Source organism: Erwinia pyrifoliae DSM 12163, assembly GCF_000026985.1.
Classification (GTDB): domain Bacteria; phylum Pseudomonadota; class Gammaproteobacteria; order Enterobacterales; family Enterobacteriaceae; genus Erwinia; species Erwinia pyrifoliae.
The window spans coordinates 1,302,456-1,318,421 of record NC_017390.1 but is presented as its reverse complement, the minus strand read 5'-3'; the positions used below and the strand labels follow the sequence as shown (position 1 = coordinate 1,318,421).

12 protein-coding genes are annotated in these 15,966 nt (G+C 52.9%); 8 read left to right on the top strand and 4 right to left on the bottom strand.

What is annotated here, in order from left to right; all coding sequences use genetic code 11:
* Window positions 1-18 precede the first annotated feature (18 nt).
* The 4 genes from amiA to tkt all read left to right on the top strand — a co-directional run bounded on the left by amiA (window position 19) and on the right by tkt (window position 5,203).
* The gene (gene amiA, locus EPYR_RS05775; protein ID WP_014538709.1) at window positions 19-897 is read left to right on the top strand and encodes an N-acetylmuramoyl-L-alanine amidase AmiA; all 879 of its coding nucleotides are present in this window, start codon (window positions 19-21) and stop codon (window positions 895-897) included.
* A gap of 46 nt (window positions 898-943) precedes the next feature.
* Window positions 944-1,852, top strand: a complete 909-nt coding sequence (hemF, locus tag EPYR_RS05770; protein ID WP_012667471.1) for an oxygen-dependent coproporphyrinogen oxidase — start codon at window positions 944-946, stop codon at window positions 1,850-1,852.
* 328 nt (window positions 1,853-2,180) lie between these two features.
* A complete protein-coding gene (gene tal / locus EPYR_RS05765; RefSeq protein WP_012667470.1) occupies window positions 2,181-3,131 on the top strand; it encodes a transaldolase in 951 nt (316 codons plus the stop codon).
* A 71-nt stretch (window positions 3,132-3,202) separates the two neighbouring features.
* Window positions 3,203-5,203, top strand: coding sequence for a transketolase (gene tkt, locus EPYR_RS05760; RefSeq protein ID WP_012667469.1), 2,001 nt, complete (start codon window positions 3,203-3,205; stop codon window positions 5,201-5,203).
* 77 nt (window positions 5,204-5,280) lie between these two features.
* Here the strand turns inward: tkt and nudK are convergent, their stop codons facing one another.
* The 3 genes from nudK to EPYR_RS05745 all read right to left on the bottom strand — a co-directional run bounded on the left by nudK (window position 5,281) and on the right by EPYR_RS05745 (window position 8,026).
* Entirely contained in the window at window positions 5,281-5,862 is a 582-nt protein-coding gene (nudK, locus tag EPYR_RS05755) for a GDP-mannose pyrophosphatase NudK (protein ID WP_012667468.1), read from the bottom strand.
* A gap of 111 nt (window positions 5,863-5,973) precedes the next feature.
* A complete protein-coding gene (gene ansP, locus EPYR_RS05750) occupies window positions 5,974-7,422 on the bottom strand; it encodes an L-asparagine permease (protein WP_012667467.1) in 1,449 nt (482 codons plus the stop codon).
* A gap of 328 nt (window positions 7,423-7,750) precedes the next feature.
* Entirely contained in the window at window positions 7,751-8,026 is a 276-nt protein-coding gene (locus EPYR_RS05745; protein WP_012667466.1) for a YdgH/BhsA/McbA family protein, read from the bottom strand.
* 356 nt (window positions 8,027-8,382) lie between these two features.
* On the opposite strand from EPYR_RS05745, the gene EPYR_RS05740 reads away from it, so the two are divergent.
* The 3 genes from EPYR_RS05740 (at window position 8,383) to acrD (ending at window position 13,342) form a co-directional block, all read left to right on the top strand.
* Window positions 8,383-9,363 (top strand): histidine kinase, encoded by a 981-nt coding sequence (locus EPYR_RS05740; protein WP_012667465.1) that lies wholly within the window; start codon window positions 8,383-8,385, stop codon window positions 9,361-9,363.
* Between the two features lie 17 nt (window positions 9,364-9,380).
* Window positions 9,381-10,010, top strand: coding sequence for a response regulator (locus tag EPYR_RS05735; RefSeq protein ID WP_012667464.1), 630 nt, complete (start codon window positions 9,381-9,383; stop codon window positions 10,008-10,010).
* A gap of 218 nt (window positions 10,011-10,228) precedes the next feature.
* A complete protein-coding gene (gene acrD, locus EPYR_RS05730; RefSeq protein ID WP_012667463.1) occupies window positions 10,229-13,342 on the top strand; it encodes a multidrug efflux RND transporter permease AcrD in 3,114 nt (1,037 codons plus the stop codon).
* Between the two features lie 96 nt (window positions 13,343-13,438).
* Here acrD and ypfM read toward each other — a convergent pair whose 3' ends face one another.
* Complete coding sequence (gene ypfM / locus EPYR_RS20245; protein ID WP_004158969.1) at window positions 13,439-13,498, bottom strand: protein YpfM; 60 nt, start codon at window positions 13,496-13,498, stop codon at window positions 13,439-13,441.
* A gap of 842 nt (window positions 13,499-14,340) precedes the next feature.
* Here ypfM and EPYR_RS05725 point away from each other — a divergent pair.
* The gene (locus EPYR_RS05725) at window positions 14,341-15,942 is read left to right on the top strand and encodes a colicin-like pore-forming protein (protein WP_012667462.1); all 1,602 of its coding nucleotides are present in this window, start codon (window positions 14,341-14,343) and stop codon (window positions 15,940-15,942) included.
* Window positions 15,943-15,966: the final 24 nt, after the last annotated feature.

Genomic DNA, 15,966 nt, shown 5'->3' with positions numbered 1-15,966 from the left:
AATAAGCACTTTTGGCTAATGGATGGTGCAATGAAAAAAAATGTTCCAATGACGCTGCTGACCAGCCGACGCCGGCTACTGCTCTCCGCAATGGGGATCGCGCTGCTGGCAAACAGACCCTCTGGCGCACGCGCAGCAGAATTAGCCCCGCACCAGCCCATACCGTCTGCTTCAATGCCAGCAGGTCGGGCCAACGGCAAAAAAATCGTGATGATCGACCCGGGCCACGGTGGAATTGACTCCGGTGCAGTGGGGCATGAAGGATCGGAAGAGAAACATGTGGTACTGGAGATTGCCAATCACATCCGCCAGCATTTGAGCGCTCATCCGCATATTGAGGTGCGCCTGACGCGCGAAAGTGACCACTTTATTCCGCTGGGTCAACGCGTCGAGATCGCCCATCAGCATGGCGCAGACCTCTTTATGTCGGTGCACGCCGATGGCTATACCAGCCCGAGCGCCAACGGTGCTTCCGTCTTTGCCCTGTCAAATCGCGGAGCCAGCAGCAGCATGGCCCGCTATCTGTCGCAAAGAGAAAATGCCGCTGACAAAGTGGGCGGTGTGACGGCTGCGACAAAAGACCCCTATTTACAGCAGGTGCTGTTCGACCTGGTGCAAACGGATACCATCAACAATAGCCTGATCCTCGGGCACCATTTGCTGAGTCAGATCCGCCCGGTTCACCATCTGCACAGCCAGCATACCGAGCAGGCTGCCTTCGCGGTGTTAAAATCGCCGTCCATCCCGTCCGTACTGGTAGAGACCTCGTTTATCACCAATCCCGCCGAAGAAAAACTCCTGGGCACCACCGCATTTCGTCAGAAAATTGCCGGAGCCATCGCCGACGGGATTGTCAGCTTTTTTAGCCAGAACGAAACCGCCAGACGCACAGGTTGAGGTAAATGACATATAATTCATACGTCTTTTTACACAGGATCCTTTTATGAACACACCGGATATCGCCCAGGTCAAACAGTTCTTACTTAACCTTCAGGATGAAATTTGCCATAAGCTGGAGCAGGCAGACGGCGCCGCCCGCTTTGCCGAGGACAGCTGGCAGCGCCCTGGCGGCGGCGGCGGACGCAGCCGCGTGCTGCGCCACGGGCGGGTATTCGAGCAGGCAGGCGTTAACTTCTCTCATGTGCACGGCGACGCGATGCCGGCCTCCGCTACCGCCCACCGCCCTGAGCTGGCCGGGCGCAGCTTTGAAGCGCTGGGCGTCTCGTTGGTTATTCATCCTGAGAATCCTTATATTCCCACCAGCCACGCCAACGTGCGTTTCTTTATTGCGGAAAAACCCGGTGCCGAGCCGGTATGGTGGTTTGGCGGCGGTTTCGACCTGACACCATTTTATGGTTTCGAAGAGGATGCCGTTCACTGGCACCAGACCGCCTTTAACCTCTGCCAGCCTTTCGGCCCGGAGGTCTGGCCACGCTATAAAAAATGGTGCGATGACTATTTCCACCTCAAGCATCGCAACGAGCAGCGCGGTATTGGCGGGCTGTTCTTTGACGATCTGAATGCGGATGGCTTCGAGCAAAGTTTTCGCTTTATGCAGGCGGTCGGCCGTGGCTTTAGCGATGCTTATCTGCCGATTGTCGAGCGCCGTAAAGGGCTGCCGTGGGGCCAGCGCGAGCGCGATTTTCAGCTCTACCGCCGTGGCCGCTACGTTGAATTTAATCTGGTATGGGATCGCGGCACGCTGTTTGGCCTGCAAACCGGCGGCCGCACTGAGTCGATTCTGATGTCAATGCCGCCGCTGGTGCGCTGGGAATATGACTACCAGCCGCCTGAGGGCAGCCCGGAAGCGGCGCTGTACCGCGACTTTATCGTTGTTAAAGAGTGGCTGTAAGGCGCTGAGCCGTCGGCCACCGCCCGGATTCAACCCGCGCCGCAAAATGAAGCCTTGTGTGCCGCCTGCAAGTTAGTAGCGTCACGTTTTTTCCCGTAACTGCTACACTTTTGGTTGCGGTATTTTTGGCTCTGCTGCCGGACCATTGGGTGAACCCATCGCAACAATCAGAGAAAACGCATTTCTATTGTTACCCGTCTGATGCAATGTTTCGCCTGAAAATATTCAGCCGTGACGCGCAGCCTTGTTGTTTTCTCTGACCCGTAACGACCGCATCGACAGCGTCACGCTTACCCTTGCACCTCAGATTGCTTACCAAGGAGCTTACATGAACCAGTTAGACGCACTGAAACAATTCACCACCGTGGTGGCTGACAGTGGCGATATCGAATCCATCCGTCATTATCATCCCGAAGATGCCACGACCAACCCGTCTCTGATCCTGAAAGCCTCCGCCCTTGACTCGTACAAACACCTGATCACCGATGCCATCGACTACGCGAAAAAGCAGGGTGGCAGCAAAGAGACTCAGATTATTAATGCCAGTGATAAAGTGAATATTAATCTTGGCATGGAGATCCTGAAAAGCATCCCTGGCCGGGTTTCAACGGAAGTAGATGCCCGCCTCTCTTACGATCGCGGCATGTGCGTCACCAAAGCCGAAAAACTGATACGGATGTATGAAGAGCACGGTATCGACAGGTCGCGTATCCTGATCAAACTGGCCTCCACCTGGGAGGGGATCCGAGCCGCTGAAGAGCTGGAGAAAAACGGCATTCACTGTAACCTGACGCTGCTGTTCTCATTTGCTCAGGCCCGCGCCTGCGCCGAAGCCGGTGTGTTCCTGATTTCACCGTTCGTTGGCCGTATCTACGACTGGTACAACAGCCGTAAACCGCTTGACCCGTATGTTGCCGATGAAGATCCTGGCGTGAAGTCAGTGCGCAGCATCTACGAATATTACAAACAGCACCGCTATAACACCGTGATTATGGGAGCCAGCTTCCGTAAAGTTGAGCAGATTCTGGCGCTGGCGGGCTGCGATCGCCTGACCCTTTCACCGAACCTGCTGGAAGAACTGCAGGCCAGCACGGCACCGGTCGAGCGTAAGCTCATCCCCTCTACTGAGGCATTCAACCAGCCAACGCCGCTGACCGAAGCCCAGTTCCGCTGGCAGCACAACCAGGATCCGATGGCGGTAGATAAGCTGGCAGAAGGTATCCGTCAGTTCGCCGTTGACCAGCAGTCGATGGAAGACGTGCTGGCCGCCCGACTGTAATACGCCTTATTGTCAATACATCATCTGACAGGGCGGAGCGCCGCTCCGCCCTGTGAATTTCGGGAGAAACTATGTCTTCACGTAAAGAGCTGGCTAACGCCATTCGCGCACTGAGTATGGATGCGGTGCAAAAAGCCAAATCGGGCCACCCGGGCGCGCCCATGGGGATGGCTGACATTGCTGAAGTCCTGTGGCGTGACTTTCTTCATCACAACCCGAATAATCCGGCTTGGGCCGACCGGGACCGTTTTATTCTTTCCAACGGCCATGCGTCGATGCTGCTTTACAGCCTGCTGCATCTTTCCGGCTACGATCTGCCGATTGAGGAGTTGAAAAACTTCCGTCAGCTGCATTCAAAAACGCCGGGTCACCCTGAAATTGGTTATACGCCTGGCGTTGAAACCACCACCGGACCACTGGGACAGGGGCTGGCAAACGCCGTTGGGCTGGCTATTGCCGAGCGTACGCTGGCAGCGCAGTTTAACCGTGCCGATCATCAAATTGTTGACCACTTCACCTACGTGTTTATGGGCGATGGCTGTCTGATGGAGGGCATCTCCCACGAGGTCAGTTCTCTGGCGGGCACGCTGGGCCTTGGTAAACTGATCGGCTTTTACGATCATAACGGTATCTCCATTGATGGCGAAACCGAAGGCTGGTTTACCGACGACACCGCCAAACGCTTTGAGGCCTATCACTGGCATGTGATCCACGAGATTGATGGCCACAACCCGGAGGCGGTCGCCGCTGCGATTAAAGAAGCGCAGAGCGTCACCGATAAGCCATCGCTGATTATCTGTAAGACCGTTATCGGCTTCGGTTCTCCGAACAAAGCCGGCAAGGAAGAGTCGCACGGTGCCGCGCTGGGTGAAGAAGAAGTGGCGCTGACGCGTAAACAGCTGGGCTGGAACTATCCGCCGTTTGACATCCCGAAAGAGATCTACGCCCGCTGGGATGCCAAAGAAGCCGGTGCGAAAGCCGAGAAAGCCTGGGACGCAAAATTTGCGGCCTATAAAGCCGCGTATCCCGAGCTGGCTGCGGAATACACCCGCCGTATGGCAGGCGGCATGCCGGATAACTGGCAGGCAGAAACGCAAAAATATATCGAGGGTTTACAGGCTAACCCGCAGAAAATTGCCAGCCGTAAAGCCTCGCAAAATGCACTGGAAGCTTACGGTCCGCTGATCAAAGAGTTCCTGGGTGGCTCTGCCGACCTGGCGCCAAGCAACCTGACGCTGTGGTCCGGTTCGAAGTCGATCAAAGAGGATACCGGCGGCAACTACATCCACTACGGCGTGCGCGAATTCGGCATGACGGCGATTGCCAACGGCATCGCCCATCATGGCGGCTTTATCCCCTATACCGCGACTTTCCTGATGTTCGTGGAGTACGCACGTAATGCAGCGCGTATGGCAGCGTTGATGAAAGCGCGCCAGATTATGGTTTATACCCACGACTCTATCGGACTGGGTGAAGATGGACCGACGCATCAGCCAGTAGAACAGATTGCCAGCCTGCGCGTCACGCCAAATATGAGCGTCTGGCGTCCCTGTGACCAGGTGGAAACCGCCGTGGCCTGGAAACATGCCATCGAGCGCCATCACGGACCGACCGCGCTGATCCTGTCGCGTCAAAATCTGGCACAGCCGGCACGCAGCAAGGAACAGCTTGAGAATATCTCGCGCGGTGCCTATGTGTTGAAAGACTGTGACGGCAAGCCGGAAGTGATCCTGATTGCTACCGGTTCCGAAGTGGAAATCACGCTTGGTGCGGCAGAGAAACTGACGGCCGGCGGCCACAAGGTACGCGTAGTGTCAATGCCATCCACCGATCTGTTTGATAAACAGGACGTTGCCTACCGCGAATCGGTGCTGCCATCCACCGTCACGGCGCGCGTGGCGGTCGAGGCCGGTATTGCGGACTACTGGTACAAATATGTCGGACTGAATGGCGCGATCGTCGGTATGACCGGTTTTGGTGAGTCTGCCCCGGCAGAGAAACTGTTCGCCGAGTTTGGCTTTACGGTGGAAAACATCGTCAGTCATGCGGAAGCACTGCTGAAACCGCACTGATCGCGGCGCTAAGCCCATAAAATATCCCGTTCGCTTAACCGGGTTAAGTGAACGGGATAGTCGATAGCGGCAAGCGTTCAGTCCAAATGCAGCCATCCCGCCAGCAAGGCATGCTGTAACAGAATGACCGTTTTCGCATCTTTGATGTGGCCATCTTTGACCCTCTGCCAGGCCTGTGGAAACGTCATTTCCAGCACCTCAATCGCTTCATCCCCTACCCCGCCGCCCGCATTATCGCGCTGAGCATCGCTGTATTGCGCAGCAAAGAAATGCAGCAATTCAGTGACCCCACCGGGGGACATATACAGCTCAAACAGCTTTTCCACCTCGCCAATGGCGTAACCGGTTTCCTCTATAGACTCTTTGTGGATGCACTCTTCCGGGGAGTCATCGTCCAGCAGCCCGGCACAAGCCTCAATCAGTTCCCCTGCGGGATTACCGTTTACCCAGGTAGCAATACGAAACTGGCGCGTCAGCACCACGCTGTTTTTGTCGCGGTTATAAAGCAGGATGGTAGCCCCGTTGCCACGGTCGTAGACTTCGCGTTTATGCTGCAGGACAGTGCCGTTTTTAGCGGTGAGATCGTAGGTGTAATTGCGCAGGATGAACCCGTTTTCTGACAGGATTTTATTTTTAATGACGTTAATCTTGGCTGACATACAGGCTCCGTAAAGGTAATCGGCAGCCTTTGATTCTGGTACGTTTTGTCGCATGGGGCGATGGAATAATCACCCTGAGAGCGGTGCCTGTGCAGCACCGCCCGGCGTTCATCAATGCTTATGTTGTTCCTGCGCCAGCGCATGGACACGCTTACGTGCACCAAACCAGCCAAGGATCAGCACCACGGCTATCAGCGGAATCGATGCGATGGTATAGGTGCCGTTCGGATAGTCAAACGCCATCAGTACCAGTACGCTGAACAGGAACAGCAGCGTCAACCATGAAGTAAACGGAGCCCACGGCAATTTAAAGCTCACCTCTTCCGCCTTGCCTTCTTTTATCGCTTTACGCAGACGCATCTGACAGACCACGATAAAGGCCCAGGAGGAGATGATACCCAGCGCCGCTATGTTCAGGACGATTTCAAACACGCTGGAAGGCACTATATAGTTAAGATACACGCCGATAATGTAGACGCACACGGTGACCAGAATTCCCATATAAGGAACCTGTTGACCGCTCATTTTGGACATAAACTTCGGCGCTGAACCGCCCATCGCCATCGAACGCAAAATGCGTCCGGTTGAATAAAGACCCGAGTTCAGACTGGAAAGTGCCGCACTCAGTACCACAATATTCATTATGCCGCCAACATATGGCACGCCAAGTTTGGAGAAGAAGGTCACAAACGGACTCTGTCCTGCCTGATAAGCATTCCACGGCAGCAGCATAACCAGCAGCACCACCGATCCAACGTAAAACAGACCAATACGCCAGATAACGCTGTTAATGGCTTTTGGCAGCATGATTTTCGGGTCTTTACACTCGCCTGCAGCGGTTCCCACCAGCTCGATGGAAGCAAAGGCAAACACCACCCCCTGAACCAGTACCAGTGCAGGCATCAGGCCGTTGGGGAAGAAACCGCCGTTATCAGCGATCAGGTGGAAACCGGTTGCGTTACCATCCAGCGGCTTACCGCTACCGAGGAACACCACGCCCACCACCAGGAATACGACAATCGCCAGTACCTTGACCAGCGCGAACCAGAACTCCATTTCAGCGAACCACTTCACGCCAATCATGTTCATGGTACCAACGATGGCCAGCGCACCAAGCGCAAACACCCACTGCGGCACGTCGCCAAACGCTCCCCAATAGTGCATATACAGCGCTACGGCGGTGATATCAACAATGCCGGTCATCGCCCAGTTAACGAAGTACATCCAGCCAGCCACATAGGAGGCTTTTTCACCAAGAAATTCGCGGGAGTAAGAGACAAAGCTGCCGCTGGAAGGTCGGTGCAATACCAGCTCACCGAGCGCGCGCAGAATAAAGAAAGAGAAAATACCGCAAACCAGATAGACCAGCGCCAGCGCCGGACCAGCAGCCTGCAGACGCGCGCCAGCGCCAAGGAACAGGCCCGTACCGATGGCGCCGCCGATGGCAATCATCTGAACATGACGATTATCCATCGCTTTATGGTAACCGGAATCATGGGAATTTAACCAACGTCTTCTTGCTGCACGTTTTTCTGCACCCGTTTTTTTGTCTGCTTTCATTTTTAATCCTAGTTGTCTTGTTCACTGTGTGATGCGGTTACCTGTCCCCGGTATCCTTTTTCTTATAGGCCAACCAATCGTTTGCTTTTGTCGGCACATGTCTTAACAATCCCCCTGCTGCCGGAGTTTTCTCGCAACCTCTGTCAGAGAAAATGCGGCGATGCATCCTAACTCTTCTGATTAATTGACGCAAAAAATCCACGCTGGAAATAGTGAACTTGTGTCATCTTTGTCGAATTGCACATAAAAAAACCGACCGCAAAGGGCGGTCGGTCAGTGACAACACGAATGACTACACAGGGATGAAGGGGTAAAGAGGAGGCGTGACTTAGCGGTAGATCTCGGCGTTGCCGAACCACAGACTGGAATCAGCAGGATTAGTCACCCCGATAATCCGGTAGCTGCTGGCCCCCATCGCATCGGCTTTCTTGGCTAGCTTATGGGTAGCGTCATCTAAAGTGCCTCTGGCACCGGATATCGACACGGTGCCCATACTATGCAAACTGCTGGCCTGGCTCTCATTAACCTGAGTAGCGGCCAGCGTTGAGAATGACGTAACAGCAAGCAGAGTGGCTACGATCGGAGCAGATAATTTTTTGTTCATTTTTTCTTCTCAAACTGTGCGGGTTAGTGACACGTTTGATTATTACCCGTTAAATGCAAAGCAGCGTGAACCCCGAGTAAAGGCTTCATTAGTATTGTCGACTAACCCGGGAGAATATCGTTTGAACGTAAAGAGATATGTCTGAGCAAGGCTGATATAGCCAGTTATCAGCCATCAAAACTACCCCTTCAGTAAATTGCCACTAGAAGTTATAATCACGTAACTAAAGCAATTAATGTTACCTGGGTCATTCAGCGTTGCGTCACCAGCAGCCTGCCCGGGCACTTTTTTACAACTCGTTGACTGTGTATAACCTGCCACGTAACGGGTAAATTGAAGTCATAACAGGGAAGGTCATGAAACATGCCAATGTCAGGCAGGCTAACCGCCGTCTCCGGCTGCTTATTGCCTGTTCTGAACTGCTCAGCCACAGCACTCAAGGCCAGCGGGCCTTTCAGCAAACCCTGGCGCTGGTAGTCAGCCACGAAAAACTCGCCTGGCTTGAGCTATCTGCCCCGGAATTTGGCGTACTCAGTGCTGGCAAAAAAGCCGGCCAAACGCGCTGGCACAGTCTGTCATTGCGCCACCCATCGCGACCACCCGGTGGCAAACTGCGCTGGCAGGGCGCGCGCCCACTGCGACCGATCATAAAAAGCCTCGCCGCAATGCTGGCCAACGCGCTGGAGCGCTGGCGCAATCAGCAGCAAATACATGGCCTGTTGATACAGCAGGAACGGGCAACCATTGCCGCTGAACTGCATGATTCTCTGGCGCAGGAACTGACCTTTCAGCGCATCCAACTGGTCAGGCTGAGACGCGCGATAGAGCCTGATGACACGACCGCGCTGGACATCGTCGCCGGGATGGAGCAGTCCCTCACCGGTGCCAGTCGCCAGTTGCGCGAGCTACTGAACAACTTCCGTCTTACCGTCGCCCCCGCCAGCCTGGCGCACGCACTGGAACAGGCCGTCGCCCCGCTTCACCAGCAAAGCAGCGCACATATCACTTTAGCCTGTCAGTTTAGCGGGCAGCTGGCGGCACAACAGCAAATTCATGTCGTGCACATCGTACGTGAAGCGCTGGTTAATGCCGTTCGTCACGCCTCCGCCACGGAAATCAGCGTCGGCAGCAGGCCATTACCCCAAGGCGGCATCGCTATTACGATAAAAGACAACGGCGTCGGCATTGCCAGCCTGGAAGAGCCGGACGGGCATCACGGCCTGAATATCATGAATGAACGTGCCGCACGTTTAAACGGCACGCTGTTAATTGAACGACATGCGAAAGGAGGTACCAGCGTATCTTTGCACTTTACCCCGATGACTGAGATCTTTTAAAACAAGGAAATACTGGCATGGAAGCACAAAAATACAGAGTGTTAATTGTGGACGATCATCCACTGTTGCGCCGTGGTCTGCATCATCTGCTGGCGATGGAGCCGCGTTTTGACCTCATCGCCGAAGCAGGTGATGGCGAAGAAGCCCTGTTCAAGGCCCGGCAACTGCACCCACATCTGATCCTGCTTGACCTGAAAATGCAGGGAATGTCCGGACTTGAAACCTTGAATGCGCTCCATGCAAGCGGCATTGCATCCCGGGTTGTCGTGCTGACCGTTTCGGCTCTACGCCGGGACTTCACGGCGCTGCAGGAAGCCGGAGCAGAAGGATACTTGCTCAAAGACAGCGACCCCGAAGAGCTTTTGGCGCAAATTATTAAGGTGGCTGAAGGTGGAGTGGCCTGGAGCCACCGTCTGCAGGCTCCGGGCGCTCTGGAAAGCTGGAAATGCGACCCGCTTGCCCTCCTCACCGTGCGTGAGCAAGAAGTGCTGAAGGAAGTGGCCAGCGGTTTGACAAATAAGCAGGTCGCAGAGAATCTGGCGATCTCGGAACAAACGGTAAAAGTGCATATACGTAACGTGCTGCGTAAACTCAATGTCAGAACGCGCGTGGCGGCAACCGTACTTTGGCTGGAATTCTGTCGTTAAAGACGGCGGGTGGGGCGGTGAATTGCGCACGATAATTTACATTATCTCCTCAATTTCTTCACGATTATTGGCGCTGCGGCAGGTAGAGTAATTCGCTGCCGCAGCGTATTGAATAATTGATGATATTTGCCGCGCTCCAGACTCAATATGCCGACGGTGAGCGAGGAACAGGGGCACGCATTGATTTTGTTCGGCTAAAAGCTGTGGAGTGAGTTTAAATGGCGAATTTTTTTATCGACCGCCCCATTTTTGCCTGGGTATTGGCGATTCTGTTGTGCTTAACCGGAGGGCTGGCAATCGTCTCTCTGCCGATAGAACAATATCCCGATCTGGCCCCCCCTAACGTTCGTATCACCGCTAACTATCCCGGTGCCTCGGCTGAAACGCTGGAAAACACCGTGACCCAGGTTATTGAGCAGAACATGACCGGCCTTGACAACCTGATGTATATGTCGTCACAAAGTAGTCATACCGGGCAGGCCACCGTTACCTTGACCTTCGAGGCCGGTACCAATCCGGATGAAGCTCGCCAGCAGGTACAAAATCAGCTGCAAACCGCCTTGCGCAAATTACCCCAGGATGTGCAGGCACAAGGCGTCAATGTGAATAAAACCGGCGACACCAATATATTAATGGTGGCTTTCGTGTCGACCGACGGCAGTATGGATAAGCAGGATATTGCCGACTACGTGGCCAGCCATCTTCAGGATCCCCTCAGCCGCATCAATGGCGTGGGTCAGGTGGATGCCTATGGCTCACAGTATGCCATGCGCATCTGGCTGGGTCCGAACAAGCTTATTAACTATGCGCTGACCACCACGGAGGTGGTCGACGCCATTAAATCGCAAAACAGCCAGGTGGCGGTGGGGCAATTAGGCGGTCTGCCATCGGTAGATCGCCAGGCGCTGAATGCCACGATTAACTCACAGTCGTTACTGCAAACTCCGGAGCAATTTCGTGCGATAACCCTGCGCGTGAATGCCGATGGATCGGTGGTGACGCTGGGGCAAGTCGCCCGCATTGAGCTTGGCGCAGAAAAGTATGATTACCTCAGCCGCTACAACGGCATGGCCGCCTCCGGCTTGGGTATCAAACTGGCATCAGGTGCTAATGAGCTGCAAACCGATACTTTAGTACGCGCGCGTCTTGACGAGCTGTCACGCTTTTTCCCTCACGGCCTGAAAGCCGAGATCGCTTTTGAGACCTCGCCTTTTGTGAAGGCATCCATTGAAGATGTGGTGAAAACCCTGCTTGAAGCCGTGCTGCTGGTTTTCTTGGTGATGTACCTGTTTTTGCAAAATTTCCGCGCCACGCTGATCCCCACGATTGCCGTACCGGTGGTGCTGTTCGGCACCTTCGGCGTGCTTTATGCCTTTGGCTACAGCATCAATACGCTGACCATGTTCGCCATGGTACTGGCAATAGGACTGCTGGTAGATGATGCCATCGTGGTGGTTGAAAACGTCGAACGAATTATGACTGAAGAAGGTCTCTCCCCGCGTGACGCCACGCGTAAGTCGATGGGTCAGATTCAGGGGGCGCTGGTCGGTATCGCGCTGGTACTGTCGGCAGTATTCGTGCCAATGGCTTTCTTTGGCGGTACTACCGGTGCCATTTATCGCCAGTTTTCCGTCACCATTGTCTCCGCCATGGTGCTGTCAGTACTGGTGGCGATGATCCTCACCCCTGCCCTGTGCTGCACCCTGTTAAAACCGTTGGCCATGGGACATCACCACGGACAACGCGGCTTTTTTGGCTGGTTCAACCGCACCTTTAACCACAACGCCGAACGCTATAAGCGCGGCGTAGGGAGAATGCTCGTCAAAGGTGGACGCTGGCTGGTGGTGTATCTGGCACTTATCGCCGTCATGGCATTGCTGTTTATGCGCCTGCCCACCTCGTTTCTGCCGCTGGAAGATCGCGGTCTCTTTACCACCCAGGTTCAATTGCCACCTGGCTCAACGCTGCAACAAACCATGACGGTAGTGGAAAAAGTCGAACACTACTATCTGACCCATGAACAAGATAACGTGCAGTCGGTATTTGCCACCGTGGGTGCGGGGCCGGGGGGAAATGGTCAAAACGTGGCACGCCTTTTTGTGCGCCTGAAAGACTGGCAGAATCGCCTCGGCAGTGATAACACCTCCTTTGCGATTATCGACCGCGCCACCAAAGCATTTAGCCGAATTAACGAAGCAAAAGTGGTTGCCAGCAGCCCGTCGGCCATCACCGGACTGGGTAACTCGGCCGGGTTTGATATGGAATTGCAGGACAACGCCGGACTGGGGCATCGCGCATTGATGAATGCGCGCAATACACTGCTGGAAATGGCTCAGAAAAACCCCTCGCTGACGCGTGTGCGTCATAACGGGCTTGATGACAGCCCGCAGCTGCGTATTGATATCGACCAACGTAAAGCGCAGACGCTGGGCGTATCCCTCCATGATATCAACGCCACGCTGCAAACCGGCTGGGGATCGACCTACGTTAATGATTTCCTTGACCGTGGGCGGGTGAAAAAAGTCTATGTGCAGGCCGATGCGCCATTCCGCATGCTGCCTGACGATATCAGCAAGTGGTACGTCCGCAATGCCAGCGGAGGGATGGTTCCGTTTACCGCTTTCGCTCGTTCGCATTGGGAAAATGGCTCACCGCGTCTTGAGCGCTATAACGGCTATCCGGCGCTGGAGATTGTTGGCGAGTCGGCAGCGGGCGTCAGCAATGGTGCAGCCATGGATATGATGGAAAAACTGGTCAGTCAGTTGCCAAACGGCATCGGTTTGCAGTGGACCGGGGCATCGTTGCAGGAACGGATGACCGGCGCGCAGGCTCCGGCGCTGTATGCGCTTTCACTGCTGGTGGTATTCCTGTGTCTGGCAGCACTCTATGAGAGCTGGTCAATCCCCTTCTCGGTGATGCTGGTGGTGCCGTTAGGCGTGCTGGGCGCTCTGATTGCCACCTGGCTGCGCGGGCTGGAAAACGACGTCTATTTCCAGGTTGGTCTGCTGACGGTAGTCGGACTGTCGGCGAAAAACGCCATTCTGATCGTTGAGTTCGCCAATGAGATCAATAGCCGTGGCAGCGAACTGATGGCGGCGACGCTGGAGGCTTCGCGTCAACGTCTGCGCCCGATTTTGATGACTTCGCTGGCATTTATCTTTGGCGTGCTGCCGATGGCCATCAGTCAGGGGGCAGGTTCCAGCAGCCAGCATGCGGTAGGTACCGGCGTATTAGGTGGAATGATCTCCGCCACGGTGCTGGCCATCTTCTTTGTTCCCCTGTTCTTTGTGCTGGTAAGGCGGCGCTTCCCGCTAAAAGATAAGCCGCAATGAGCACAGTAAAAAGGCAGCCTGCTAATGGCTGCCTTTTCACTTTGCTACTGAAAGTAGAAACGCATCAGTGTTGACGCGCTGTTCTTGTTGAACGCGCTACTTACGTAACATCTCTTCAATAAAGTCTTTCCAGTTCCCCAGTTCTAAATCAATCATCATAACCTCCCATTAATTTCTGGCCTATTTTAAGATTAACCTTATAAAAATACCAGATGTGGATCTCGTTCGCTGGCGGCAGTGAAACTTATGGCAGGTATTTACTCAATGGATAACAAGGCATACGGCCAGTTGTCTGACAAAATGGCGATATTGGTCAGCGAACCCAATATTATCGCGTTATCTGGCGATGGCACCGCGCCTGCAAGCCCTTGACAGTTCTGCACGCAGCCGCATCGGCATGAGCAGGCAACAAGAGTCGCGTTTAGCCTTCCCTTCATCAACATAAGGGAATCTGCGGCAACAACCTGAAATTTTCAACCATACATTAACCATACCGCGTTAATAAAGAGATGAGAAATATCGCATCAATCCTGTTCAGATAGCCATTTTACGATATCCAACGGCCATGGAAGAAAGAAAATTATTGTTATGTTAATATTTCCCTCTTCATCACCAGCGATTCTGCTGGAAATATCTCACCCCTTATATGATGCGTATAAATAAAGAAACAGATGACGCGGTGGATTTTATCAGCGCAATAATTTGATTATATGCTCGTTATGCTATTTTACCCCACACCAGAATAGCAGCAGGCATCAGACGCTGGGTGAAGGGGACATAAACTTTTCAGATTAACAGCTTACACAGATTTTCATTCCGGCATTATTCAAACCACGCGCTCCACAATCCTATATATAAGATCAATTTTATTCAAAATAAAAACCACAGGGCTGTAAATTAGCCTGATGCACGAGTTAACACTGGCAGTGCCATTTTTATAAAAGGCTGTGGGAAAATAAAAAACATTTCATTCGCATAATTATATGAGGAAGCAATCTATGGCTACTCTGGCTTATTACCGGGACGGCATCCCTTACGGCACCGATGGGCATGTTATCATCACCATCACCGGCGACCCTGTAGGTGCTGGTTCTCTTATCGGCAGCAACACTGCACGTCCGGTTTATGTTGGCTGGCCAGGCATGGGTAGCCAAATGTCGCACGGAACCGGACCCGTCGCTCACTACGATTCGAACAAACTCGGCCATCACAGCCTGACATCCATTCGGGAAGGGCAAGCGCAAATAAACCAATTGATGACCAAAGCGAGAAGTGCTTATCATCAAAATGGCGAACAGATCGTACGAGAATCAACAGACTTACTGGATTCATTAAGAAAATCAGGACTTATTCATCACGCAGAACTCAACACAGCAGTAGCAGCACTGGAAGAAGCCTTAAAGGCGTTGCAGGCTAACATGGCGTTAAAAAATAATGCGGAGCAGGACGTAAGCGCCAAAACCCAGGCAACGACAACGGCTTTTGAGCAATTTATTGCGCGTGACGATGTTAAAATGCATAACTTCAAAGATGCACGTCCGTTTGTATTTGATTTCGTATTAAGCATCAGCCCGATCTATCACCATATTATAGAACTTTGGAATAGGTTTTACCTGCCCAAACTACAGCAAGAAATGGAAGAAAAAAATAATCTTGTTACTTATTTAGATCGGGTGAAAATAATTTGTGATGATGTTATCAACAAGACAAAACATCTTAATAACGAAAAAATACGTATTGAAAAAAAAGAACAGGTCATAAAAGAACTTGAAGAACATAAAAACAGACCAACCCCGATAGCTGATGCGAAAAATCCGCTTACCGATGTGGCGATCAAACCACTGATGCCGGAACCGGTTGTCATTAAGCCCGTTATTGTTGAGCCGGTAGTTATAGAGCCACCTTTAACCCCCTTTATCACCATCATTCCAGACCTGGCCCTGCAAAAACCGGCAGCCCTGATACCCTTTGTGCCGATAAAAACCACCCCACTTCGCCCACCGCCCGTCCATCCACTTATACCTTTCAAACCGCTTGCCGAAGAAGACAAAGATAACGACGAAACTATCAGTGCCGTTAAATTCACCGCAGACTTTTATAAGGAGTTAACCGAAAAATGGGGGGGAAAGTCAGCAGAAATCGCGCAAGAACTGGCATGGGATGTCAAAGGAAAGCAGATACGCAACGCCGATGAAGCACTGGATTCCTTCGAAAAATACAAGGATGTTCTGAGCAAAAAATTCAGTCTTAAAGATCGAGAAGCCATCAGCAAAGCGCTTGAATCACTTACCCAAGCTGAAATAGCAAAAAACTTTGTCAGATTCAGTAAGGGGTTGGGTTTAGTCAGTTCCGGGATTGATGTTTATGAAACGGCTATGGAATTTAAGAAAGCGATTGATAGCCACAACTGGAGGCCGTTTTATGTCAAGCTGGAAACCCTGTTAGCCGGTAAAGGAGCAAGCGCTCTGACGGCTTTTGCATACAGTCTTATTCTTGCAACGCCGATTGGAATTTTGGGTTTTGCTTTCATAATGACGTTGGTTGGCGTTTTCGTTGACGAAAAGTTTGTAGAGAAAATAAACAGGGCATTAGGTATTTAAGCCCTGCTTAAAGGCCGTCTCACA